The organism is Amycolatopsis sp. NPDC004625 (genome assembly GCF_040609695.1).
Lineage (GTDB): Bacteria > Actinomycetota > Actinomycetes > Mycobacteriales > Pseudonocardiaceae > Amycolatopsis.
Map to the genome: position 1 here is coordinate 230303 of NZ_JBEXKX010000008.1, position 24458 is coordinate 254760.

Sequence of the window (24458 nt, forward strand, 5' to 3'; positions counted from 1 at the left end):
TGGGGGCTGCCATGGAACTGCGTCACCTGCGCACTTTCCGCGTCGTCGCGCGGACGCTCAACTTCACCCGCGCCGCCGCCGAGCTGCACTACGCGCAGTCCAGCGTCACCGAGCAGATCCAGGCCCTGGAAGGCACGCTCGGTTCGAAGCTGTTCGAACGCGGGCGGCAGCTGAGGCTCACCGCGGCCGATGAACGGCTCGTCGGGTACGCCGACCAGGTGCTCGAACTCGTCGAGGAGGCCAGGGCCGCGGTCGACGAGGAACGCGGCGAACCCGAAGGCGACCTGACCATCGGCGCCCTCGAAACGCTGTGCGCGCAACGGATTCCAGCCCTCTTCGGTGCGTACCGGACGCGGTGGCCGCGCGTGCGCGTCACGCTCCGGGAGGGCGGCCGCGGCGAGCTCTACCAAGCCGTTCAACAGTCCGAAGTGGACGTTTGCTTCACCTTCGGTGACGCGCCCGCCGACCCGGCCCTCGCGAGCGCGTCACTCGGCACCGAGCCGCTCGTCGTCATCGTCCCGCCGGGACACCCGTTGGCGGACCAGGGGGAAATCCGGCCCGGCGACCTCGACGGCGTCGGTTTCCTCGCCACGCCGAAGGGCTGCGGCTTCCGGGAGATGCTGGACCGGCTCGACGGGCCGGTCGTCGAGGCCGAGGTCGGCAGCCTCGCCGCCCTCGCGCGGTGCGTGGCCGCCGGCCTCGGCTGCGGGCTCGTGCCCGCCCTCGTCGAGCACGCGGGCGCGGTCGCCGTCCCGCTGGCCGGCGCGACCACCGGCGTCACCATGACGTGGCGGCGTCGCGACGAGCACAAGCCGGGTGTCGCCGCGCTGCTCGCCACCGCCTACGCGTTGTCCAGCAAGGACAGCAGCTCGGCCGGCAGGTCCAAAGTGAACGCCGGGGCGATCGACTCGTAGTGCTCCCACGTGCGCGGCCCGATCAGCGGGATGACGCCGTGGTGCCGCAGCCACGCCAGCGCCACCTGGTTGCCCGTCGCCCCCAGCGACGACGCCACCTTCGCGACCGCGGCCAGGCGTGCCTCCGAGTCCGGGCCCGCGTAGGACCGCCAGACCGAAGTGGACTCTCGATAGGCTGCGTCGTCGTAGATCCCGCGCAGCAGCGAGGAATACGCCGCCAGCGAGACGTCCGGGTGCTGTGACAGCCAGTCCAGGAGCTCGCCGCCGGCGATGGACGGGACGTCGGCGCCGGCCGGGCGCAGGTACGAGTGCTGGACCTGGACCGCCACCGGGGACGCCCAGCCGTTGGCCTGCGCCAGCGCGCGGATGCGCTCCAGGCGCCAGGTGCGGACGTTGCTCCAGCCGGTGTACCGCACCTTGCCCGACCGCACCAGTCCGTCCAAAGCGGACAGTGTCTCCTCGAGCGGGGTGCGCCGGTCGTCGACGTGGACGTAGTAGAGGTCGAGGTGGTCGGTGCCCAGCCGCCGCAGGCTCGCCTCGGCCTCGCGCTCGATCACCGCGGCCCCGGCCCCTTCGTACGTCCGCTCGCGCGCTTCCCAGTCCGTCGTGCCGTCCGGGCGGGAAGCCGCGCGGGCGGCTGGGAAGTCCGTGATGCCCGCGCCCACCTTCGTCGCCAGGAAGACCCGGTCGCGCCGGCCCCGCAGCAACCGGCCCAGCAGGGTTTCGCTTTCGCCACCGGAAAACTGCTCGCCCGCCCACCACGCGTAGCAGTTCGCCGTGTCCAGGAAGTCGCCGCCGGCGTCGAGGTACGCGTCCAGGATGCGGGCCGACGCCTGCTCGTCGGTCGAGGTGCCCATCGTCATGCAGCCCAGCGACACCTGGCTCACGTACTGGCCGGTCCGGCCCAGTTCCACCTTCTTCATGCCGATCACGCTAGGCGCGGATCGGTCCGGTACTACAGTCCGATTCCGTGGTGGGATCACAGACCGATTGGGGCGTGCTGCTGGAGCTCACCGGCCCGGGGCCGAAGCACGAGCAGCTGGCCAGGGTCCTGCGCAAGGCGATCCGGGACGGCGTCCTGGCCGGCACGGTTCCGCCGAGCCGCCGGCTCGCGGCCGAGCTCGGGTGCTCGCGGTGGGTCGTCACGCAGGCGTACGCCCAGCTCGTCGCCGAGGGCTACCTGGCCGGGCAGACCGGATCGGCCACCCGGGTCCGGCAGGTGGGTGACGCGGTGGCGGCGAAGGAACCGGCACGCGCGGCGCCGCCGCGGTACGACCTCGCTCCGGGCCTGCCCGACCTGCGCAACTTCCCCCGCCGGCCGTGGGCGGAGGCGGTGCGCGAGGTCCTCGCGAACGCGCCGCACACCGATTTCGGGCTGCCCGAACCGGACGGCCACCCCCGGCTGCGGCGGGTGCTCGCGGACTACCTCCGGCGCGTCCGCGGCGCCGCGCCCGGCACCGTGCTGGTCTGCGGCGGCGTCACCGACGGCGTGCGGAGCGTCTGCCGCGCCCTGGTCGAGCGCGGCAGCACCCGGCTGGCGGTCGAGGATCCCGGGTGGACGCGGTTGCGGCGGGCGGCCGAAGGCGCCGGGATGACCGTCGAGCCGGTGCCGGTCGACGACGAAGGCCTCGACGTCGCAGGGATTCCGGCCGGTGTCCGCGCGGTGCTCGTCACGCCCGCGCACCAGTTCCCCACCGGCTGCGTCCTCTCGCCGCGGCGGCGGACCGAGCTCCTCACCTGGGCGCGGGACGTCGGCGGGCTGATCCTCGAAGACGACTACGACGCCGAATTCCGGTACGACCGGCGGCCCGTCGGGACCCTCCAGGGCACCGATCCGGGCCGGGTCGCGCTCTTCGGGTCGGTCAGCAAGACGCTCAGCCCCGCCCTCGGGCTCGGCTGGGCCGTGCTTCCTCCACAGTGGACAGTGCGCGCGCACCCGCCGTCCGTGGTCGACCAGCTGGCGCTGGCGGGGTTCGTCGAAAGCGGTGGCTACGACCGGTACTTGCGCGCCGCGCGGCTGCGCTACCGGGCGCGGCGCGACAAGCTCGTCGAAGCGCTCGGGCCGGCGCGGCTTTCCGGCGTCGCGGCCGGCCTGCACCTGGTGCTCCACCTCGACCGGGACGCCGCGGCCGTCGTCCGGGCGGCGAAAGCGGCCGGCGTCAAGGTGGCCGACCTCGACGGCTACCGGACCGCGCCCGGCGAGCCCGCGCTCGTCCTCGGCTACGGCAACCTCGCCGACACCGGTGTCGAAGCCGCCGCGCGGCTGCTTCGGCGGGCTATGACAACGGTTTGACCTGGTTGCCGCCTTCCCAACCGGGCCGCCGATGTGAAAGGCTGCTGAACAGTCCGCTTCTGACAACGTTGTCACCACTGGGAGGTGCGCCCCATGGGGTCGCAGCAGAGCAGACGGCTGGTCGCCGCCGCGGCCGTCGGGCTGGTGGTCGCCGCCACGGGCCAGGCCACCGCGGCCGCCGCCGCGCCGGTCGATCCGGTGAGCCTGGTCAACCCGTTCGTCGGCACGCAGAACTTCGGCAACACGTTCCCCGGTGCCAGTGCGCCGTTCGGGATGGTGCAGGTCAGCCCGGACACCGGCGGCCAGGGCGGGTACGACTACCTGCAGAACGCGATCTACGGCTTCAGCCAGACGCACCTGTCCGGCGTCGGCTGCGGCGTGATGGGCGAGCTGCCGATCATGCCGACGACCGGTGCCGTGGACAACGTTGACAAGGACGCCTACAAGTCCGAGTACAGCCACGACGACGAGCACGCCGAGCCGGGCTACTACCGCGTCGGCCTGCAGAAGTACGGGATCAACGCCGAGCTGACGGCGACCGCGCGCACCGGCTGGCAGCGCTACACGTTCCCGTCGACCGGCCAGGCGAACGTCCTGTTCAACACCGGCCAGGCCAACCAGTCGGTCAAGGACTCCGAGATCCACGTCGTCGGCGACCGGACGCTCGAAGGGCGGGTCAAGGCCGGCGGGTTCTGCGCCGGGCACGACGAGCACACCGTCTACTTCACGGCGACCTTCGACCGGCCGTTCAGCTCGTTCGGCACCTGGCGCGGCTCGACGCGCACCCCCGGCAACCGCGACGCCGCGGGCACCGGCGGCAACGGCGCCTGGGCGAGCTTCGACGCGACCACCGACCACGACGTCGTCCTCAAGGTCGGCCTGTCCTACACCGGTCCGGACGGCGCCCGGAAGAACCTCGCCGCGGAGACGTCGAACTACGACTTCGACGCGACGCGGGCGGCGCTGCACCAGCAGTGGGCGGACCGGCTCGGCGCGATCAAGATCGGCGGCGGCACGACCGAGCGGCAGACGGCGTTCTACACCGCGCTCTACCACGCGCAACTGCACCCGAACCTGGCCGGCGACACCGACGGCGCGTACACCGGCTTCGACGGCAAGGTGCACACCGCGAGCGGCTACACGCCGTATCAGAACTTCTCGCTGTGGGACACCTACCGGCCGCAGAACCAGCTGCTGGAGATGCTGGAACCGCAGGTCGCGCGGGATGTCGCCCTGTCGGTCGTCGCGATCGGGCGGGACGGCGGGTGGCTGCCGCGGTGGGCGCTGGCGGAGAGCGAAACGAACATCATGACCGGCGACCCGGTGACGCCGTTCCTCGTCGAAGCGTGGTCGAAAGGCCTGCTCGCCGGGCACGAAGAAGAGGCGTACGCGCTGCTCAAGAAGAACGCGACGAGCACGCCGCCCGCCGACTCGCCGTACAACGGCCGCTCCGGCGTCAACTACTACAACGACCGCGGATACATCCCGAGTGGCCTCGAACTGGGCAAGGACTGCGCGGCCAAGGGCGGCGACAACGACTGCGAGCACCCGGCGTCGGCGACCATGGAGTACTCGGCGGCCGACGCGGCGCTGGCGTTGATGGCTCGTGGTCTGGGCCACCAGGCCGACGCGCGGATGTTCGCCGACCGCGGCCAGTGGTACCGCAACCTGTGGGACTCCTCGACGCAAGCGTTCCGCCCGCGCACCACCGAAGGCACGTTCCTCACGCCGTACAACCCGATCGACGCCGACCACCAGTTCCACGAAGGCGGCGCCTACCAGTACCAGTGGCTCGTGCCGCAGGACCCGGCCGGGCTCGTCTCGCTGATGGGCGGCCGGACGGCGACCGAGAAGCGCCTCGACTCGTTCTTCGCCTACAGCAACCTGCTGAAGGACCCGGCGGGGACCGCGCGGAAGGACTGGATCGCCAGCCCGTACGACTACTACGGCAAGGCGACGTACAACCCGAACAACGAGCCCGACCTGCTGGCGCCCTACACGTACAACTGGGTCGGCGCCCCGGCGAAGACGGCGACGGTCGTCCGCGCGGCGATGACGCTGTTCACCACCGGTCCCGACGGCATGACCGGCAACGACGACCTCGGCACGATGTCGGCCTGGTACGTCTTCTCGTCGCTGGGCCTGTACCCGACGATGAGCGGCGCGAACTTCCTGGCCGTGTCGAGCCCGCAGTTCGAGTCGGCGACCGTCCGGATCGGACAGTACGGCCGGTCGCAGGGCGGCACGCTGACGGTGTCGGCCCCGGGCGCGAGCGACACGAACCGGTACATCCAGAGCGTGTCCCTCGACGGCCGCGACGTCCGGCAGACGTCCCTGGACTGGGCGGCCCTGGCGCACGGCGGGACGCTGTCGCACAAGCTGGGTGCTCGCCCGTCTTCGTGGGGGACGTCGCCGTCCGCGGCGCCGCCGTCGGTGAACAACGCACCGGGCGACTCACGGCGGCACGTCGACGCTTCGCTGCGCCAGACGTCGGTGGTGATCCCGTCCGGTGCGGCGCAGCAGGTGCACCTCGACCTGGACGTGGTGGTGCAGAACCCGGCGGTGCAGCCGGTGACGGTCTCGGTCACTTCACCGTGGAAGTCGCGGGTCCAGCCGTTTCTCGTGGTCTGGTCGGGACGGCTGCCGGTGCAGCGGACGGCGCCGATCACGGTGACCGTGCCCGCGGGCACCGCTGTCGGGACGTACCCGGTGCAGGTCAGGGTGTCCGGCCCGAACACGGTGACCCGCACGGCGACGATCGAGGTCCGGACGCCGTCGACGTGCGTGTCACCCGGCCCGCAGTGCGCCGTGGACCTGAGCCGCGACCTGAACCACGACGGCACGGCAACCGTGGCCGCGTCCACGGAAGGCAACTTCGACGGCGGCGGCTGGAGCTACGACGCTTCCCTCCTGCCGGCGGCCGGCCCGGTGGTTTGGGACGGCGTCACGTACGCGGCTCCGGACGCTTCGGGGACTGCACCCAACTTCGTGGAGGCCCGAGGGCAGTCGCTGCTGCTCCCGGCGGGTCAGCATGCGACCCTCCGCCTGGTCGGGGCGTCGCACAACGGCCCGGTGTCGACCACGGTGACCGCGCACTACACGGACGGGACGAGCGCTGATTCGGCGTTGACGTTCGGCGACTGGGCGGGGTCGGGGAGTCCGGTGGTGCTGGAGATGCCGCACCGGATCAAGGCGGGCAGCGGGGTCGACGGGCCGCCGGTGCGGTTGTTCGGGATTTCGGCGGGGCTGGATGCTGGGAAGACCGTGCAGTCGGTGAGCCTGCCGAACGATCCGCGGGTGGAGATCTACGCCCTCACCCTGGCCTGACGAGCGTCAGCAGTGGCCGCCGGTGGTTCATGCCGGACCAGCACTGTCCAGCAGGGCGGTCACTGCGCTCAGGTCGGCGGGCGGCAGGACACGAGAGGCTCGTTCGGCGAACAGTTCCCGGCCGAGCCTCTCACGAAGTGAGCGCAGACGTTTCAGGTTGAACTCCATGGCGGGGAGATTCAGCTGCACACAGATCGAAACGGCTCGGCTGTGCCACTCGACGGCCTCCGCGAGCTCGTCCTTGTCGTCGGCCAGAATGCCGAGCTGACTGAGATTCGTGGCCGCACTGGCACGGTTGCCCAGTTCGCTGTTGATGGCGAGAGATGCGACGAAGCGACGCTCAGCCTCGGCGTACTCCCCACACGTCTGGGCGAGCGTGCCGAGCTGGTGGTAGCTGGCGGCCACACCGGCGCGGTCGCCGAGTCCGGTTTGGATCGTGAGGGCTGCGATGTACCGGTCTTCCGCCTCCTTCAGGTCACCACGCTCGTGGGCAAGCATGCCGAGCGCGCTGTAGCTGATGGCGATTCCGGCACGGTTGCCGGTCTCCTCCTTGAGGGCCAAGGACCTGGCGTAGCGACGTTCGGCCTCCTCGAAGTCACCCCGCAACTGGGCGAGCACCCCCAGCTGGTGATAACTCACGGCCACCCCGGCCCGGTTCCCGAGTTCCTCCTTCAGAGCCAAGGAGGCGGAACAGAGGCGTTCGGCCTCCTCGAAGTCACCCCGCAACTGGGCGAGCACCCCCAGCTGGTGGTAACTCACGGCCACCCCGGCCCGGTTTCCGAGTTCCTCGTCGACGACGAGGGATTCGGTGTACCGGCGTTGCGCTTCCTCGTAGTTGCCGCGCACCTGGGCGAGCATGCCGAGCTGGTGGTAGACGGTGCCCATGCCGGCGCGGTCACCGAGCTGCTCTCTGATCGCCAGGGATGCGGTGTACCGGCGTTCGGCCTCGGCGTAGTCGCCCCGAAGGTAGGCGAGGGTGCCCAGCTGGTGATAACTGATGGCCAGACCGGCGCGGTCGCCGAGCTCTTCACTGATCGTGAGAGAGGCCGTATAGCGGCGTTCGGCCTCGGCGTAGTCGCCCCGCGCCTCGGCGAGAACCCCGAGCTGGTGGTAACTGCTGGCCATACCGGCGCGGTCGCCCAGTTCCTCCTTGATCGTGAGGGATGCGGTGTAGCGACGCTCGGCCTCGGCGTAGTCGCCCCGCGCCTCGGCGAGAATCCCCAGCTGGTGGTAGCCGACGGCCAGACCGGTGCGTCGGCCCGTTTCCTCGTTGATGGCGAGGGATTCGGTGTACCGGCGTTCGGCTTCGGCGTAGTCGCTCTGCAGGTAGGCAAGGTTGCCGAGCTGGTGGTGGCTGCTGGCCATACCGGCGCGGTCGCCCAGTTCCTCCTTCATGGTGAGGGACGCGGTGTAGCGACGCTCAGCCTCGGCGTAGTCGCCCCGCGATTCGGCAAGCGTCCCCAGCTGGTGGTAGCTGGTGGGAATCCGGTCGCGGTTGCCGAGTTCCTCGTTGATGGTGAGGGCCACCAGGTAGCGGCGTTCGGCCTCGTCGTAATCGCCGCGCGCTTGCGCGACAATGCCCAGCTGGTGCTGCCAGACGGCTTGCAGATCCGGCGCATCGGTCAGGCGGTCGAGCGTGTCGTGGATGAGGGTGTGTTCGTGATCCCAGGCACCGATGACGTGCAGCCGCTGCACGATGAACCGGGTGACTTCTTCCGCGTCCTGCGGCTGGTCCGCAGCGATGAGGTGGTAGCGGGCTTCGAGGTTGTCGTGCAGGTCGCGATCGCGATCCTGCGGCCAGACGCCGACCCGCCATTCCCAGTATTCCGCGGCACGCGCATGGGCACGCCGGATCTCCTCCACCCGGTCCTGCTTGCGCATCTGGCGGTCGATCTCGTACGCCGTCCATCGGTGGACGAAGACCGACTTCTCGGCCCAGTCGACGGTCAGGAGACTCGTCGCCGCCAGCTCGGTGATGAGTGCGGTCAGGTCGAGAGCCGTCCGCCGCGGTGGACGTGGCGGCGTTTCCAGCTCTTCGAAGTCGGACCGGATCTGGGCAAGCACCGAGGGGGGCAGCAAGCCGGGTTCGAAAGTCTCCGCATCGATCCCGTGTTGCTCGAAGACACCGTTGATGCGATCCCAGGCACCTTTGTAATCCGGCCGGTACTCCGCGGATTCGTCCACTTCCCCGATCTGGAACAGGAGCGCGTTCAGATCCACCGACTCCCGGTACACGGAGGCACCGAGCAGCAGGTCACGAGCGCGGGGATAGCTCTCCAGGGATTTCAGGAGTTCGTCGAGCAGGATGTCGTCGGCGATCAAGGTCAACGTCTGGGCCAGCGCGGCATCGAGGGTGTCCGCCGTCAGCGCCGGTTGCGTGTCGGGCCGGGCTTTGACGGCGTTGGCGAGACGTCTGGTCACATCGCGGAACCGGGCGTGGCCGCCGTTGAGAAGGGCGTCGAGGTATTCCAGGCTGCGGGGATGGCCGCCGACAAGCCGCCAGACCTGCTCGATATCGTCGGTGTCCAGCAGGTCCAGGGCCGGCAGGGCCCAGATCAACTTCAGCGTTTCCGCCATCGACATCGGCCCCACCAGCGAGAACCGAAGGTTCTCGTGCGCCTGCTCGGGCAGGGTGAAGGAGTAGCGGGAAGTGATCAGCAGCCGGCTTTCGCCCGGGTCTCCGGCCCAGGAAGCCAGAAGTTCGGCGAGTGTGCCGTCTTCGATCCGGCGTTCGGTGAGGTTGTCCTCGAAGTTGTCCAGCACCACCAGCACCGGAACGTGGTCGATGACCTGTTCCCGCAGCACGGTGAACCGCTCCTGCCACGGCGCGTCCACACTCCGGGCGTAGTCGAGGGCTCTCATCAGCGAGTCCTGGTCGCCCTTGACGGCGAGATAACGGCGGACCGCGCCGGTCACCTTGGCCAGGATGTCGTCCACCGACGCTTCGCCCTGGATGACCGCGACGACGCCGAATTTCAGGTGCTGGACCAGTTCCGCGGCCAACGTGGTCTTGCCGACCCCGCCGATGCCGTGCAGCACCACGCCGCTGGTGTCCGGTCCGGCGAGCGCCGCCGGCAACGTGCGCTGCTCGCGCCGTCGCCCCACGAATTCTCCGTAGTCGCGTTGCAGCAGCCCTTTCACGGATTTCCGGTGCCGGTGCGGCACCGCCGAGGTGGTCGCCGGGTCGAACACCTTGGTCGAGCCGGTCGCCGCCAGCACGGTGACGACGCTCCACTCGTCCAGGCCGGCCAACCGGCTCTCCCGGGGATGCCTGGACGACGCCAGCTGCGTCTGGACGGTCCGGCGCGCGTCGGCCACGGCCGCGACCACGTCCGGGAACTCGGTTTGGGCCAGCTGCTGGTAGATGCGGGCGAACAACGCGGTGGCGTACCAGTCCGTCACCGACGTTTCCGTTCCGATCACCACGCTTGCGCCGTGCTCGACCAGACCCGCCGCCAGCGACGGGGCGTCTTCGCCGGGGACGTCGGTGTAGCAGGCGGCCAGGCACACCACGGGCGGCATCTTGCCGGGCGGGATCGCCTCCGCCACCAGGTCGGCCGCCGAGATACGCCGGAGCGCACCCTGGTCGTCTTCCAGGTCGAGGGTGCCCGGACCGCCGTGACAGGACACGTGGAGCACGTGCGCCGGCGCCTCGTCCAGGGCGGCTCGGATGGCCTCGGTCGTGGCGAACGGCACGACCCGGACGTCCGCGGCACCGGCGCGGGCACCGCGGACGGCCGCCATCACGTTGCGCAGTTCACGTTCGTAGTCCAGTACGGCCCCGCCGCCGGTTTCCGGGGCGGAGATCGCCACGAGGATCCGCAACGGCCCCGGGATGTCCCGGACTTTCGGCGCTTTCATCCGCCGGAACACGGTGACCAACGGGCAGAGCGCCAGCGGTTGCGCCGTGAGCGGGTCCGGGATCGCCTCCCACGGCAGCCCGGACCAGCCCGGCGCGTCGACGCCGATCCGGACCGGCAGGTGCTCCGCGGTCGCCCGCCGCATCACCTTCGCGAGCGCGTCCGAAACCGGCTCGGGCAGGAACGACTCCGCCAGCAGCCGGCCGGCCCGGCGCAGCGACACCGCGCCCACCGACTCCTCCCGCTCCGCCTCGGGCGCCGCCGTACGGCCGAGCACGCCGGCGCGGGCACGGGCCAGGCGCACGTCACCCAACGCGGCCGCCAGCCCGGGGCCGACCCCGCGGTGCGGCGCGGAAACCTCCGGGAACGGTCCCGTCAACCGCACCTCGCTGTCGGCCACCGTCAGAACGACGTCCACCGCCTCCCCCAGATCGGGGGCGCCCTCGACCGCGACGTCCTCGATCCCGGCCAGCAGGCTCTGCACGTCCTCGCTGCGAGCCACCCAGACCGTGTGCACCAGCCAGTCGTCGCCCGAGTTGTAGCGGGCCGACACCACCCCGACCACATGGCCGTCGGCACGCCGGCGAACCGGGGCGCCGCTCATCCCCTTCACCACGTCCTTGGACGAGAGCCGCCCGAGCGGGACCTCCCGGTCGCGCGTGGTCCCGCCGGCCCATTCGCCGGACGCGTCGAGGTAGTCGAATTCGTGCCCGGGATCATCCACCTCGGACACCCCGGTCACGACCACGGGATCGCCCAGCGGCACCCAGTCGGTCGCGAACCAGCCGGCCACCGAACCCGGCAACGGCACCTCGGCCCGCAGCACGGCCAGATCGCGCAGCGGATCCGTCCGCACCACCCGCGCCTTCGTCGCCGGTACGGCCCCGTTGAGGGCGTCGACGTCGACCACGTCGTCCTCGGCGCCGCGGCCCAGATCGTTCAGCACGTGCCAGGCCGTTGCCAGCACGCCGGGAGAGACCTGGAAACAGGTGCCGATCGGCGTCCCGTCGTCGGTCAGCACCCGGCCCAGGTAGCCGGGGATGCGCGGGTCGTGAGGCACCGGCCTACTCCGCGGGATTCGGCTCGTAGGTCAGCTTCACCTTGATCGTGGCGTCCACCGAGCCGCCCGCGACGATCACGTTGCCCTTGGCCGAGAACCCCAGCCCGAACTCGACCTCCAGCTTCTGCGGACGTGCCGACTCCGCGGCCAGCTTTCCCAGCAGCCGAGCCGTCGACGCCGCCGCACCCACGATCACGTCGTGCGCCCGCCCGAGCGCATCCAACGCCCGCGCGCCCGCCTCGCCGGCCTTGGACGTCGGTTCGGTCCCGGTCACCACCACCGGCACCGTCGCCACCAGCACCTCGACGTCACCGAACCGCATCGGCACAACCTGACCGGCCATCACGACTCCCCTCCTCGCCAACACCCGAAGCAGTCGCTTCGTTCGTCCGAGGTGTTACGGACCGTGTTCGACGAGGCCGAACCGCAACCGGCGCACCCGCGGTGGACGGCGTGACGAGCGAGCAGGAGAACCGGTCAGCCGCGGACTTCGGGGGCCTGTGGTGGCCGGTCGAGCTTGCGGAATTCGACCCACCGGCGGCTCGCGTCCGCCCACGTCCCCTGGTGCTCGTCGAAGAACTCCTGGAGCCGGTCGCGGCTCAGCTCGGCCGCGGGGGTCGCGACGATGTAGTAGTCGAGTTCGTCGCGCAGCCGGTTGAAGCGGTAGCGCGTCTCCTCCATCAGCACCCAGCGCGAGCGCCAGCTGAAGAACGTTTCCAGCCCCCCGAGCACCGTGACCAGTGCGACCATCGGCAGCGCGATCGACGCGCGGGCCGGGATCTCCGGGATGCCCAGCACCACCGTCGAGACCGCGGTGAGCAGGAGCGCGGCGATGCGCACGATCGAGGCGTTCCGGCGGAAGATCCGCCGGCGGCTGTCCACCCATTCCATGTCGGCCGCGACCAGGTCGCGGAACTTGAGCAGCAGCTCGCGCAGGGGCCGGTCGGCTTCGGGGCCGGCGACGGCGAGGTATCCGCGTTCGGAATCTAGGTGGGGGCCGGACCGCTGGGACTGGGACGCCATCGGGCCAGGTTCTCGGACCCGCCGTCCGCACGGCAAGCGTCAGGCGACGATCCGCGGTTCCGACGCCAGCCGGGACAGGACGTGCGTCAGCCGGCGGGCCGCCACGTCCCACTCCTCCAGTGCGCTGCCCCTTCCCAGCGCCGCCGTGCGCAACGACCGCCGCAGCTCCGGGTCCGCGTACCAGCGGTGCAGGGCGTCCGCCAGGCCGTACGGGTCGTCCGGCTCCACCAGCAGGCCCGGCATCTCGCCGTCCGCGTCGACGCCCAGTGCGTCGTACACCCCGCCCACCTCGGTGGCCAGTACCGGGATTCCCCTGGCCAGCGCCTGGGCCACGAACATGCCGGACGTCGCCGCGCGGGCCGGGACCACCAGGAGGTCCGCCGCGTTGTAGGCCGCGCCCAGGTCGACCGCGTCGCCGGCCAACGTGATGCGGTTGCCGAGGCCGAGGCGCTCGATCGACCAGCCGAGCTCGTCGACGTAGGCCGGGTCCGCCTGCAGCGAACCGACGAACACGCAGGACAGCGCCAGGTGGTCGACCTCGCCGAGGGCCTGGACCAGCACGTCGTGGCCGTTGCGGCGGGTGACGTCGCCGACGCACAGCAGCCGGGACACGCCGTCCGCGCCCGCCGCCAGCGGGGCCGCGTCGGTGCCCGGCCGGGCCACGTACACCCGGCCCGGGTCCAGGTCGTGGCGGTCGATCAGCACCCTCGCCAGCCAGGGGCTGGTCGCGACGACCATCCCGGCCATCCGCAGCGTCTCGCGCTCGCACGCGTCCAGCTCCGCGGCGTGCGCGGGCGCGAGGCCGGGCTCGTCGGCGAGGGGCTGGTGCACCAGCACGGCCAGGCGCAGGCGCCGCGCGTGCGGGACGACGATCTCGGGCACGCCGGCCGCGATCATGCCGTCGAGCAGCACGACCGTGCGGTCCGGCAGCGCGGCGAGGGACCGCGCCAGTCTGCGTCTCGACGTCGCGTCCGGCTCGGGCCAGTCGCCGGCGATCGGCAGCTCCAGCACCGGCTGGCCGACCGCGGGCAGGTTCTGGCACATCCGCTTGTCGTAGGTGTCGCTGCCCGGCGGCGCGGCCGGGAGGATGAACACCATCGGGTCGGCGGGCCTCATCGCGCGCGCCGGAGCAAGGCGGTGGGAACGGGCACAGCTACCTCCAGCGTGGGTCGACGGCGGTGACGGCTCATACGTCACACGCACCCCGAGCCGGGATGGTTCAGCTGCTCTGCGCGTCGATTTTCCAGACGCCACCCTCTTGGACGAGCGTGAAGGTGTCGTTCTCGGCCTTCCCGCCGTCGTAGGTGATCGTCGCGGACACCCGGTTGGGCCCGGCCTCGCGGGGGTTGAGCACGCTCACCTGCTTGTACCGGCTCCAGAAGTTCTTGTACGTCTCGTATGTCTGGCTGCGGGACGCCTTGAACCGGTCCGTGAGCAGGTTCCACGCGGCGGCCGGGTTGCTCGGCAGCAGCCCGTAGTAGCCGGTGAGGGCATCGAGCGGGGTCTTCGACGAAGCCACGGTCGACACCGTCGGCGAGGTCGGCGGCGCGGAGGTCGCCGGCGCCGGCGTCGAGGAGGGCGCGGGTGTCGACGGCGGGGCCGAAGGGGCCGCGGACGCCGAGGTGGACGGCGTGGACGACGTCGGCGGCGGTGCGGCGACGTTGCCGTCCGGGGCCTTCTGCCGCACGACCAGCAGGATCGCCACGACGACCGCGACGCACAGCAGCGCCGCGCCCGCCCCGACCGCGATCAGGCCCTTGCGCGCGCCCGGCGACACCGTGGTGACCTCCCCCGCGGGCACGGTGACCGCGGCCGGCACCGGCGGCACCGCCGGGGGCTCGCTCTCCGGGACCGTCGCGGCGAGCACCGAGTCGCCCGGCTCGGCGTCCGGCAGCAGCGCCAGCAGCTCCTGCTCGACCTCGTCCATCGACGGCCGCTCGGCCGGCTCGGTGGCGAGCATCCGCAGCAGCAGCGGCGTCAGCCGGGCCGCCTTCTCCGGCGGCACCACTTCACCGCTGGACGCCTTGTAGAGCAACGCGATCGGGTTGTCGGCGGTGCCGTACGGCGACTGCCCTTCGACGGCGGCGTACAGCGTGGCGCCGAGCGAGAAGACGTCGGCGGCGAAGTCCGCTTCCTCGCCGCGGGCCACTTCGGGCGCGAGGTACGCGGGCGTGCCGGCGATCTCGCCGGTGGCCGTCAGCTTGACGTCACCGATCGCGCGCGAGATGCCGAAGTCGGTGATCTTCGCCGTGCCGTCCTCGGCGACCAGGATGTTGGCCGGCTTCACGTCGCGGTGCACCACCCCGGCGCGGTGCGCGCCGGCCAGCGCCGAGCTGATCTGCACGCCGACGCGGATGGCGTCGTCCACCGTCGACGGCCCGTCGGCGAGCGTCGCCGCCAGGCTCTTCGACGGCAGGTACTCCATCACCAGCCACGGCCGGTCCTCCTCCTCGAGGACAGCGAACACGGTGATCGCGTGGGAATGCTGCAGCCGCGCGGCGATCCGCGCCTCGCGCATCGCGCGGTTCTTCGCTTCTTCGGTGCGCTGCTCGTCGTGGTCGTGCGGCAGCAGGAGTTCCTTGATCGCCACCGTGCGGTCGAGCTTTTCGTCCTGCGCCCGCCACACGGTGCCCATCGCGCCGCCGCCGATCGGCTCGACCAGCCGGTACCGATCGCGGATCCGGCGACTTTCCACGAGCATCCACCATTCTCCGATGTGGCCGACGAGATCCGGTCAGCATGCCAGGCCGGGCGCCCGACCGGTACCAACGTAGCCGAAAACCTTGCGCGGACAGCGCAAACGCGCGCTGTGGCGCCGCCCACGGTGTACCCCGGAATCCTAACGAACAACCCCGTACGCGCGATCAAGTGCGTCCACGATCTCCTTGCGCAGCCCGGCGCCGACGGCGATCGTCGCCGCGGAGGAAACCGTGTGCTCGCTGCCGTCGCGGTCGACGACGGCGCCGCCGGCCTCGCGCACGAGGAGCACGCCGGCCATGGTGTCCCACGGGTTGTTGGACAGGATCAGTGCGGCGTCGAGCTTTCCGTCCGCCACCCAGGACAGGTCGATGGCCGCCGTGCCGAGCATCCGGATCTTCTGCGCCCGCGCACCGAGGTCCGACAGCAGCGTCAGCCGGGCGCGGTTCTTCTCCTCGGCGAGTTCACCGATCGCGAAGTCGCCGACGGCGATCATCGCGTCGCGAAGCTCCGTCGCGGTTGACGCGCCAACGCGCTCTCCGTTCGCGAAAGCACCTTCGCCGCGCGCGGCGGTGTACGTGACGCCGAGGTACGGCAGGGCGATCGCGGCGACCGTGCTGTGCTCGCCGTCCACCAGGGCCAGGGAAATCCCGCAGAGCGGAATTCCGCGGGCGAAGTTGGCCGTCCCGTCGATGGGGTCGAGCGCCCACCAGCGGTCACCGGGCTGCCCGCTGCGGCCGCGCTCCTCGCCGAGGATGCCGATCTCCGGCGTCTCGGCGGCGAGGAACGCCCGCAGCGCGTCCTCGACCGCCGTGTCGACGTCGGTCACCAGGTCGCGATCGCCTTTCGCGGAAACGGAAAAACTCGGGCGCGACCGGACGATCTCCGTCGCCTTCGCCACGGCCTCGCGCGCGACGTCCAGTAGTGCGGCATGCTCGGTCATGACTCCAACCTAGTGAAGGGCCGCGGCCATGACCGATCTGTTCCCGCTCGCCACCACCGCCGACGAGCAGGAGCGGGGCGCGAAGGTCGCGGTGCTGCCGGTCGGCAGCTTCGAGCAGCACGGCGCGCACCTGCCGCTGGCGACCGACACGATCATCGCGGCGACGCTGGCGAAAGCCGTCGCCGAGGCGTACCCGGTGCTCCACCTGCCGCCGGTCACGATCTCGTGCTCGCACGAACACGCGGGGTGGGCCGGCACGGTGAGCATCTCGGCGCGCACGCTGCACGCCGTGGTCACCGACGTCGCCGCGTCGCTGACGGCCTCGGGCGTGGAACGGCTCGTGCTGGTCAACGGGCACGGCGGCAACTACGTACTGTCCAATGTGGTCCAGGAGGCGGCGGGCGCGCTGGCGCTGTTCCCGGGGGTCGCGGACTGGCAGGCGGCGCACACCGCGGCCGGCCTGCGGACGTCGCTGGACGACGACATGCACGCGGGCGAGCTGGAGACGTCGATCCTGCTGCACGCCCACCCGCACCTGGTCCGCCCGGGACACGAGGAGGCCGACCACGTCACCGACCGGGAGCACCTGCTGACGCTGGGCCTGCGGGCGTACACGGAGTCGGGGGTGGTCGGCCGTCCTTCGCTGGCGAGCGCGGCGAAGGGGCACGTCGTACTGGACACGCTGGTCCAGCGCTTCGCCACGGTGCTCGACGTGCTCGTGAGTGGTAAGGCGCGTTAGAACGCGCCTTACCACTCACGAGCCGGTGAACGCCTGGTCCAGGTGCGGGAGCAGGTGGGCCATCCGCTCGGCCTTGGTGCGCAGGTACCGCAGGTTCTCCGGATTCGGCGGAACCAGCAGCGGAACCTGCTCGCTGATGCGGATTCCGTACCGCGTGAGCTGTTCGACCTTCTTGGGGTTGTTGGACAGCAGCCGGACCGAGCGGATGCCGAGGTCGGTCAGGATGCCCGCCGCCGCGTGGTAGTCGCGGGCGTCGACCGGCAGGCCCTGCGCGACGTTCGCGTCGACCGTGTCGAGGCCCTCGTCCTGCTGCAGCCGCATCGCCTCGAGCTTCGCGAGCAGGCCGATCCCGCGGCCCTCGTGCCCCTGGACGTACACCAGCACGCCCGAGCCCTCCTCGACGATCCGGTCCAGGGCCGCCGCCAGCTGGTCGCCGCATTCGCAGTGCGTCGAGCCGAAGACGTCGCCGGTCAGGCACTCGCTGTGCACCCGGGTCAGTGCGCCGAGCGGGGAGATCTCGCCGTACACGAGCGCGACCTGTTCGGTGCCGGTGCGGTCGAGGTAGCCGACCGCGCGGAACGTCCCGTGCCGGGTCGGCAACCGGGTCTCGACGACGCGCTCGACCACCGCCCGGCGTGGAAGATCCCCTACGAGATCGCTTGCTGTCATGGTCTCCACCTCTCTATCCCGGCACTTCCACCTGGAAGCGACGGGCTGTTCGTGCGGCACTTCCCCGCAAAAGAGCGGTCCGGCGCACCCCGGCCACGCTGCGGACGAGCAGGACACCGGCGCCGGGCAGGCTCGCGACCAGCGTGAGCACGCCGTAGACCACGGCGACGGTGACACCTTGGGCGGCACCCAGACCGGCCGCGCCGAAGAGCAGGGCGCAGACGCCCTCGCGCGGGCCGAAGCCGCCGATGTTGAGCGGGAGGCCCATCGCGAGCAGTGCGAGGACCATCAGGGGCACGAGCTGCCACACCGGCGCCCCGACCCCGGCGACACGGGCCGCGACGACGAACAGCGCCAGGTGCCCGGCCAGCGTCGCGACCGACAGGAAGCCGACGGCGGGCCAGGTCTCGCGGGTCAGCAGGCCGAGCCGGACGTCGGCGAGGGTGACGGCGAAGCCGCGGCGGACCTTCGACGGGCTGTGGATCCAGCGCCCGCCGAGCAGCCGGCCCACGACCAGCGCGGCGACGGCGGCCAGCACGACGACCACCCCGGCCACCACGACGACCTCGCGGAACGCGGCGGGCACGACGTCCGGCGCCCCGAGCACGACGGTGACCGCGGAGGCGATCAGCACGACCTGGCCCGCGGTGCGTTCCAGGACGACGGCCCGCACGCCGCGCGGCACGTCCCCGCTGTCGCGGCCGTGCTGCACCGCGCGGTGGACGTCACCGAGGACGCCCGCGGGCAGCACGCCGTTGAGGAACAGCGCGCGGTAGTAGTCGCCGACCGCGGTGCGCAGCGAAAGCCGCAGGCCGAGCCGGGTGGCGACGATCTGCCAGCGGCCCGCGCTGAACAGCGTCGTCGCGCACCCGATGACCAGCGCGGCCGCCACGCCGGGCACGCTGATCCGGCCGAGGCCGTCGAGGAAGGCGGCGCTGCCGAGCTGCCAGACCAGGACGGCGAGGATGGCGAAGGCACCGAGGATCCGCAGCCACGCGAACAAGCGCTTCACGCCGCCACCTCCAGGCTCGGCGGCAGGACCAGCAGGTCGCCGTGGTGGATGACCGCGTGCAGCTCGCCGGCCGCCGCCATTTCGAGCCGCCGCTGCAGGTAGACGTCGGCGACCGGGCGCAGCTGCGGCAGCTGCTCGACGGCGGCGGCGACCCAGCCCTCGAGCCACTGCCGCTGCAGTTCCGCCTGGTCGGGGCCGAGCCGCCAGGCGCTGTCGGCGCGCCGGACGGTGGCGCCGAGCCGCCCGAACGCCGTCGCGGCGACGTCGACCGCGTTGGGGCCGAGCAGCCGGCGGCCGTTCTCGGCGATCCGGCGCTGGTGGGCGTTGAACGCGGCGGCGATGGCCGGGTCGAGCGGATCGGCGGGCGAGAGCTCCACCTTGCCGGTGACCGACAGCATCAGCAGCGCCGCGCAGCCGGCTTCGACGACCGCCGTGGCCAGTGCGGTGATCTCGTCCCGGGTCAGCAGGTCGAGCAGCGCCGACGCGGTGACCAGCGACGTCCCGGCGAGGTCGGCGGCCCGCAGCGCGGTGACGTCCCGCTGCTCGGCGACGACGTCGACCGGGCTGCCGTCGAGGGCGGTGCCGGGCAGGCTCGCCTGCGCGTGGGTGAGCAGCTCGGTGTCGTGGTCGTGCAGGATCCAGTGCTGGGTGCCGGGCAGGCGCGCGGCCAGCCAGCGGCCGAGCGAGCCGGTGCCGCAGCCGAGGTCGCGGACGGTGAAGTCGTCGGTCAGATGGGCGCGCAGCGGGTCGAGCAGTTCGGTGGCGCGGGCCGCGGCGTCCGCGGGTTCCCGCAGGTAGAGCCAGTCCGGGGCGAACGCGGTCATGCCGCCGCCTCCTGCCGCAGGAGGATGTCGGCGATCCGGCGGGCGGTGTCGTCCCAGCCGGTCAGGGTCTCGCGCCGCGACCTCGCCGACGCGCGCAGCCGCGTCCGCAGGGCCGGCTCGGTGAGCCAGCGGCGCAGGGCGGCGCCCAGCGCTTCGACGTCGTCGCCGGGGACGAGCATCCCGGGCACCGAGCCGTCCGGGGCGACGCCGACCGTGTCCGGCAGCGCGTCGACGTCGGTGGTCAGCACCGGCACGCCGCGGGCGAGGGCCTCGGTGACGACCATGCCGAAGGTCTCGGCGCGCGAAGGCAGCACGAGCAGGTCGGCGGTGTGGTAGGTCGCTTCGAGTGCCGCGCCGGTGCGCGGGCCGGTGAGCGTGAAGCGGGCGCCGAGCCGGTGCTCGCGCAGCCGCTCGACGTACTTGGTCTCGCGGCGGATCCCGCCGACGCACTCGCAGGTCCAGCGCAGGTCGGCGACGGTTTCGAGGGCTTGGGCGAGCACGCCCTGGCCCTTGCGCGGGGTCACGTTGGCCACGCAGACCAGCCGGGACACGCCGTCGGTGCCGATGGCCAGCGGTGCTTCGTCGACGCCCGGCGTCACCGCGTGGACGCGGTGCGGGGCCAGGCCGTGGTGGGCGATCAGGCGACGCGCGGCCCACTCGCTGGTCGCGACGACCGAGCCGGCCGCCTGCAGCGTCTCGCGCTCCAGCGCGTCGAGCTCGGCGGCGAGGGCGGGCGGCAGGCCCGTTTCGTCGGCCAGCGGCAGGTGCACCAGCACCGAGAGCGAAAGGCGCCGCGCCTGCGGGACGACGACCTCGGGCACCCCGCACGCGACCAGGCCGTCGAGCAGCACGGCCGAGCCGGTGGGCAGCGCGGCGAGCAGGTGGCCGAGGACCGCGCGGGCCTCGGTGTCCGGCCGCGGCCAGCTGCCGGCGACGGCGATCTCGTGCACGTCGAGGCCGGCCGCGGCGAGCCGGTCGCACATCCGCCGGTCGTAGGTGTTGCCGCCGCTGGGGACGGACGAGTCGTCGACGTCCCCCGGGAGGATCACGTAGAGGGAGTTCACAGCGCACGCTCGTAACTCGCCCAGGCGACGTGCGATTCGTGCAGCGAGACGGCGATGCCTTCGAGGCCGCGCGCGCCTTCGCCGAGGCGTCCGGCGTGGACGGCGTCGGCGAGACGGTCGGCGATGACCTTCGCGAGGAACTCGGTGGAGGTGTTGACGCCCTTGAACTCCGGCTCGTCGTCGAGGTTGCGGTAGTTCAGGTCGCTCAGCACCGCCTTGAGCTCTTCCGTGGCCTTGCCGATGTCGACGACGATGTTGTCCTCGTCGAGCTCGGCCCGGCGGAAGGTCGCATCCACCACGAAGGTCGCGCCGTGCAGGCGTTGCGCGGGTCCGAAGACCTCCCCGCGGAAGCTGTGGGCGACCATCACGTGGTCACGGACGGTGATGCTGAACACCAAGACCTCCGATGCGTTCGGGTGGACGTGGTCACTGCGGCTGATACACAACACGGAGGCACAGGGCGGAAAGTTCATTCGCGGCGAGGCCGGGTAGCACGGACGGAAGATCTTTAAACGCGCACTCGCCGCTGACCAGCGCTTCGAACGCCGGATCGGCGAGCAGTTCCAGGGCGACGCCGAGGCGCTGGGCGTAGCTGCGGTCCGGCCGCCCGACCGTCCCGACCTGGCTGCTGCGGATCACCAGGCGCCGCGAATGGAAGTTTTCACCGAGCGGGACGCTCACCCGGCGGTCGCCGTACCAGGACAGCTCGACTACCTCCCCTCCCGGCGCGAGCAGCTCCAGGGCTCGGGCGAGGCCCTGTTCGGACGCGCTCGCGTGCACGACGAGGTCGCAGTCGCCCCGGGCCTCCTCGGGAGCCGAGAAGTCGACGCCGAGCGCGGCGGCGGTTTCGGCCCGCGCCGGATCGACGTCGACCAGCTGGACCCGGGTCGCCGGAAAGCCGCTGAGGAGCTTGGCGACGCTCGCGCCGACCATCCCGGCGCCGATGACCGCGATCCGGTCGCCGAGCCGCGGGCGGGCGTCCCACACGGCGTTCACCGCGGTCTCGACCGTGCCGGCGAGGATCGCGCGCCCGGGCGGGACGGCGTCCGGCACCGGCGTCACCGCGCTCGCCGGGACGACGTAGGCGGTCTGGTGCGGGTAGAGACAGAAGACGGTCCTGCCCGTCAGGTGCGCCGGGCCGCGTTCGACGACGCCGACGTTGAGGTAGCCGTACTTGACCGGGCCGGGGAACTCGCCCTCCTGGAAGGGCGCGCGCATGACGTCGTGCTGGCTCGCCGGGACGCCGCCGCGGAAGACGAGGGTTTCGGTGCCACGGCTGACGCCGGAGTACAGCGTGCGGACGAGGACGTCGTCCGGCCCGGGCTCGGGCAGCCGCTCCTCCCACAGCTGACCCGAGCCGGGCCGTTGAACCCAGAAAGCCTGTTCCACGTGTTTCTCCTCAGCGGGCGACCGGAGGCTGGTGTCGCCACCCTATGAGCAATTCGCGGAGTCGACGATGATCAAACAGGACCTTCTCCTGCGCTCGGTGATCCCGGCGCCGGTGCTCGCCGCGGGGGTCGTCGCGGGCGGTTCCGGCCCGCTGGCCTGGGCGACCGGCGTCGTCTACGGCCTCGCGCTGGTGCTGCTCACCGAAGTCGGCCTGCGCCGCAGCGGGCGTCCCGCCTTCGGGCCGGCGGACTGGATCACGTTCGCCCGCGCGGTGCTCGTCGGCTGCGCCGCGTCCCTGATCGCCGCCGGTGACTTCTCGCTCGGCTGGCTGGTCGGCCTGGTCGGCGTCGCGCTGCTGCTGGACGGCCTCGACGGGCAGGTGGCCCGCCGCACCGGCACGACGTCGGAGTTCGGCGCGCGCTTCGACATGGAGGTCGACGCGTTCCTGATCCTGCTGCTGTGCATCCAGGTGTCCCGCACGCTGGGGCTGTGGGTGCTGGCGATCGGCCTGATGCGCTACGCGTTCGTCGCGGCGTCGTGGACGATGCCGTGGCTGACGGCGCCGCTGTACCCGAGCATGGCCCGCAAGACGGTGGCGGCCGTGCAGGGGGTCGTGCTGGTGGTGGCGGTGTCCGGGCTGCTGCCGTCGTCGGTGACGCTCACGGCGGTCGCGCTCGCGCTGGCGTCGCTGGCGTGGTCGTTCGGCCGGGACGTCGTGTGGCTGGCCCGGCACCGCGTGGCACCGGCGCGGATCATCACGCTCACCCGGCCGACCCTGCGCCGCCCGCTGGGCTACGGCCACAACCAGGCGGCCTGAGTCCTCTCAGCCGGACTCGCGGGCCGCGCGGGCCCGGCGTTTGCCCTCGTGCATCGCGGCCACCCGGGCGATCGGGATCGTGTGGCCCTCCTCGACCAGGTCCGCCGGCAGCACGAACGGCTCCGGCATCTCCTCCGTCCACGGGTCACCGCCGTCCAGCAGGTCCGGGACCGTGTGGACGGTGAAGTCGCCCGGCTTGACGCCGTCGACGTCGGCCCAGCGGACCGGGAACGACACCGGCGCGCCCGGGCGGTGGCGTGGGCTGTAGACCGAAACCACCGTCGCACCGCCGGCGCGGGTCGAGTCCAGGAACACCTTGCCTTCGCGGCGCTCGACCACGAACTCCGTCGTGCCCAGGGCCGGGTCGATGCGTTCGGCCCGGACCGCGACCGCGCGGGTCGCCGCCGCGATGTCCTCGATGGCCTGTCCCGGCGCGAGCGGCACGAAGACGTGGACGCCCTTGGAACCGCTGGTCTTGACCGCGCCGTCGAGGCCGTCGTTGCGCAACGCCTCCCGCACCAGCTTCGCGGCGCCCACCGCCAGCGAGAACGGGGCGTCCGCGGGCGGGTCGAGGTCGAGGACCAGGTGCGTCGGCCCGTTCGCGACCTCCCGGCGGAACAACGACGTGTGGTACTCGATCGCGCGCTGGTTGCCGAACCACAGCAGCGTGCGCAGGTCGTTGCACAGCGCGTAGGAGACGTCCCGTTTGGACGTCTCGGCCCACATCGAGGCCCGCTCGACCCAGTCCGGCGTGTACTTCGGCAGGTTCTTCTGCATGAACGGCCCCTGCCCGCGCAGCACCCGCAGCACGGTCAGCAGCCGGTCGTGCAGCTCCGGCAGCATCCGGGCGGACACGGCCTCGAGGTAGTCGAGCAGTTCGCGCTTGGTGACGCCCGCGTCCGGGAAGACCTCCTGGTCGAGACTGCTCAGCTTGACGCCGTGCCGCATTTCGTCGCCGCTCATCGGCCCACCCTCGCGTCCCCGCGGGGAGCGGTCAACTCTCAAACTGGCGGACGTCCGGTGCGCAGCCGCCACCGCAGATCGGCGAGCAGGACGTTGAACGGGAACCGCCGCACCGGGCCCGGCAGCACGCGCACCACCCGGCCGAGCGCGGCGAGCAGCGCGTCGAAGCGGCGCTGGTCGGCGGGGGTCCAGGGCAGCCGCATTTCGTCGCGGAAGCGCGGCGGGAGGAACCCGGTGGTCACGAACCGGTGGAACCGCCGCCCCGGCACGGCCAGGACCCGGGGCAGGAACTCCAGGTCGACGATCCGGGTGAGGTAGCGGCGGACGGTGTCGTCGATGCCGGCCGCGGCCACCCCGCCGGTCCAGTACTCCTCGAAGGCCACACGGTCCGCGGGCCACATCTCCGGCCGCACCTGCAGCGTCGTGCCCAGCGGCGCGGCTTCGGCGTAGAACCGCTCCGGTTCACCGCCGACGAAGGCGCGGTAGACGTCCTCGAAGCCTTTGTACAGGCAAGCCGCGACCCACAGCTGGAGGTCGGTGTCGAAGGCGTTGTAGGCGACCGGGCTCGACGCCGTCGAGTGCACCTGCGCGTGCGCCCGGTCGACGCCCTGGCGGTAGGCCGCGCGCTCGGCGTCGGTGCCCATCGTGGCGACGGCGAGGTAGGTCAGCGTGGTGCGGGTCCGCTTCACCGGGTGGCGGAAGAGGTTGCCGCTGTCGACGCGGCTCTCCAGCACGCCGTACCCGACCGGCGCGCGCGAGAGCTGCATGATCACGTTCGCGCTGCCGACCAGCAGCCCGGCGCCGACGACGGCGTCGCGGAGGGCGGTGTCCGTCACCCACCCAGGGAACGCCCCTGTTGACGAC

20 protein-coding genes are annotated in these 24458 nt (G+C 72.0%); 5 read left to right on the forward strand and 15 right to left on the reverse strand.

What is annotated here, in order from left to right:
• Positions 1-11: 11 nt before the first annotated feature.
• Positions 12-914, forward strand: coding sequence for a LysR family transcriptional regulator (locus ABZW17_RS12210; protein ID WP_354812459.1), 903 nt, complete (start codon positions 12-14; stop codon positions 912-914).
• On the opposite strand, the gene ABZW17_RS12215 is transcribed toward ABZW17_RS12210, so the two are convergent.
• On the reverse strand, positions 842-1837 hold the full coding sequence (locus tag ABZW17_RS12215) for an aldo/keto reductase (protein WP_354812461.1): 996 nt from the start codon (positions 1835-1837) through the stop codon (positions 842-844). The two genes, ABZW17_RS12210 and ABZW17_RS12215, sit on opposite strands and share 73 nt — an antisense overlap.
• Positions 1838-1884: 47 nt before the next feature.
• Between ABZW17_RS12215 and ABZW17_RS12220 the strand changes: the two genes are divergently transcribed.
• Both ABZW17_RS12220 and ABZW17_RS12225 read left to right on the forward strand, forming a co-directional pair.
• Positions 1885-3207, forward strand: coding sequence for a PLP-dependent aminotransferase family protein (locus ABZW17_RS12220; RefSeq protein ID WP_354812463.1), 1323 nt, complete (start codon positions 1885-1887; stop codon positions 3205-3207).
• 93 nt (positions 3208-3300) lie between these two features.
• Positions 3301-6534, forward strand: a complete 3234-nt coding sequence (locus tag ABZW17_RS12225; RefSeq protein WP_354812465.1) for a GH92 family glycosyl hydrolase — start codon at positions 3301-3303, stop codon at positions 6532-6534.
• Between the two features lie 27 nt (positions 6535-6561).
• Here ABZW17_RS12225 and ABZW17_RS12230 read toward each other — a convergent pair whose 3' ends face one another.
• The 6 genes from ABZW17_RS12230 to ABZW17_RS12255 all read right to left on the reverse strand — a co-directional run bounded on the left by ABZW17_RS12230 (position 6562) and on the right by ABZW17_RS12255 (position 16117).
• Entirely contained in the window at positions 6562-11454 is a 4893-nt protein-coding gene (locus ABZW17_RS12230; protein WP_354812467.1) for a tetratricopeptide repeat protein, read from the reverse strand.
• Between the two features lie 4 nt (positions 11455-11458).
• Positions 11459-11797: a CU044_2847 family protein gene (locus tag ABZW17_RS12235; protein ID WP_354812469.1), complete on the reverse strand. Its 339-nt coding sequence runs from the start codon at positions 11795-11797 to the stop codon at positions 11459-11461.
• A gap of 134 nt (positions 11798-11931) precedes the next feature.
• A complete protein-coding gene (locus ABZW17_RS12240; protein ID WP_354812471.1) occupies positions 11932-12477 on the reverse strand; it encodes an SLATT domain-containing protein in 546 nt (181 codons plus the stop codon).
• A 39-nt stretch (positions 12478-12516) separates the two neighbouring features.
• Positions 12517-13575, reverse strand: a complete 1059-nt coding sequence (locus tag ABZW17_RS12245) for a glycosyltransferase family 4 protein (protein ID WP_354812533.1) — start codon at positions 13573-13575, stop codon at positions 12517-12519.
• Between the two features lie 121 nt (positions 13576-13696).
• Positions 13697-15178, reverse strand: a complete 1482-nt coding sequence (locus tag ABZW17_RS12250) for a serine/threonine-protein kinase (RefSeq protein WP_354812473.1) — start codon at positions 15176-15178, stop codon at positions 13697-13699.
• Positions 15179-15316: 138 nt separating this feature from the next.
• Positions 15317-16117 (reverse strand): inositol monophosphatase family protein, encoded by an 801-nt coding sequence (locus ABZW17_RS12255; protein WP_354812475.1) that lies wholly within the window; start codon positions 16115-16117, stop codon positions 15317-15319.
• Between the two features lie 28 nt (positions 16118-16145).
• On the opposite strand from ABZW17_RS12255, the gene ABZW17_RS12260 reads away from it, so the two are divergent.
• Positions 16146-16856: a creatininase family protein gene (locus ABZW17_RS12260; RefSeq protein ID WP_354812477.1), complete on the forward strand. Its 711-nt coding sequence runs from the start codon at positions 16146-16148 to the stop codon at positions 16854-16856.
• A 15-nt stretch (positions 16857-16871) separates the two neighbouring features.
• Here ABZW17_RS12260 and ribA read toward each other — a convergent pair whose 3' ends face one another.
• Genes ribA through ABZW17_RS12290 form a run of 6 tightly spaced genes read right to left on the reverse strand, consistent with a single transcriptional unit; the run spans position 16872 to position 21814 of the window.
• Positions 16872-17525, reverse strand: a complete 654-nt coding sequence (gene ribA, locus ABZW17_RS12265; RefSeq protein WP_354812479.1) for a GTP cyclohydrolase II — start codon at positions 17523-17525, stop codon at positions 16872-16874.
• 13 nt (positions 17526-17538) lie between these two features.
• Positions 17539-18537 carry a lysylphosphatidylglycerol synthase transmembrane domain-containing protein gene (locus tag ABZW17_RS12270; RefSeq protein WP_354812481.1) on the reverse strand — a complete coding sequence of 333 codons (999 nt, stop codon included), beginning with the start codon at positions 18535-18537 and terminating at the stop codon, positions 17539-17541.
• A complete protein-coding gene (locus ABZW17_RS12275; RefSeq protein WP_354812483.1) occupies positions 18534-19361 on the reverse strand; it encodes a class I SAM-dependent methyltransferase in 828 nt (275 codons plus the stop codon). Before ABZW17_RS12275 ends, ABZW17_RS12270 begins: the two co-directional genes overlap by 4 nt.
• Entirely contained in the window at positions 19358-20425 is a 1068-nt protein-coding gene (locus tag ABZW17_RS12280; protein ID WP_354812485.1) for a glycosyltransferase family 4 protein, read from the reverse strand. The genes ABZW17_RS12275 and ABZW17_RS12280 overlap by 4 nt, the downstream gene beginning before the upstream one ends.
• Positions 20422-20820: a 6-carboxytetrahydropterin synthase gene (locus ABZW17_RS12285; protein ID WP_103355431.1), complete on the reverse strand. Its 399-nt coding sequence runs from the start codon at positions 20818-20820 to the stop codon at positions 20422-20424. The genes ABZW17_RS12280 and ABZW17_RS12285 overlap by 4 nt, the downstream gene beginning before the upstream one ends.
• A gap of 31 nt (positions 20821-20851) precedes the next feature.
• Positions 20852-21814: a zinc-binding alcohol dehydrogenase gene (locus ABZW17_RS12290; protein ID WP_354812487.1), complete on the reverse strand. Its 963-nt coding sequence runs from the start codon at positions 21812-21814 to the stop codon at positions 20852-20854.
• Positions 21815-21881: 67 nt separating this feature from the next.
• Between ABZW17_RS12290 and ABZW17_RS12295 the strand changes: the two genes are divergently transcribed.
• A complete protein-coding gene (locus ABZW17_RS12295) occupies positions 21882-22631 on the forward strand; it encodes a CDP-alcohol phosphatidyltransferase family protein (protein ID WP_354812489.1) in 750 nt (249 codons plus the stop codon).
• 6 nt (positions 22632-22637) lie between these two features.
• Here ABZW17_RS12295 and ABZW17_RS12300 read toward each other — a convergent pair whose 3' ends face one another.
• Both ABZW17_RS12300 and ABZW17_RS12305 read right to left on the reverse strand, forming a co-directional pair.
• A complete protein-coding gene (locus ABZW17_RS12300) occupies positions 22638-23594 on the reverse strand; it encodes an ATP-dependent DNA ligase (RefSeq protein ID WP_354812490.1) in 957 nt (318 codons plus the stop codon).
• A 38-nt stretch (positions 23595-23632) separates the two neighbouring features.
• A complete protein-coding gene (locus ABZW17_RS12305; RefSeq protein ID WP_354812491.1) occupies positions 23633-24430 on the reverse strand; it encodes an oxygenase MpaB family protein in 798 nt (265 codons plus the stop codon).
• Positions 24431-24458 lie beyond the last annotated feature (28 nt).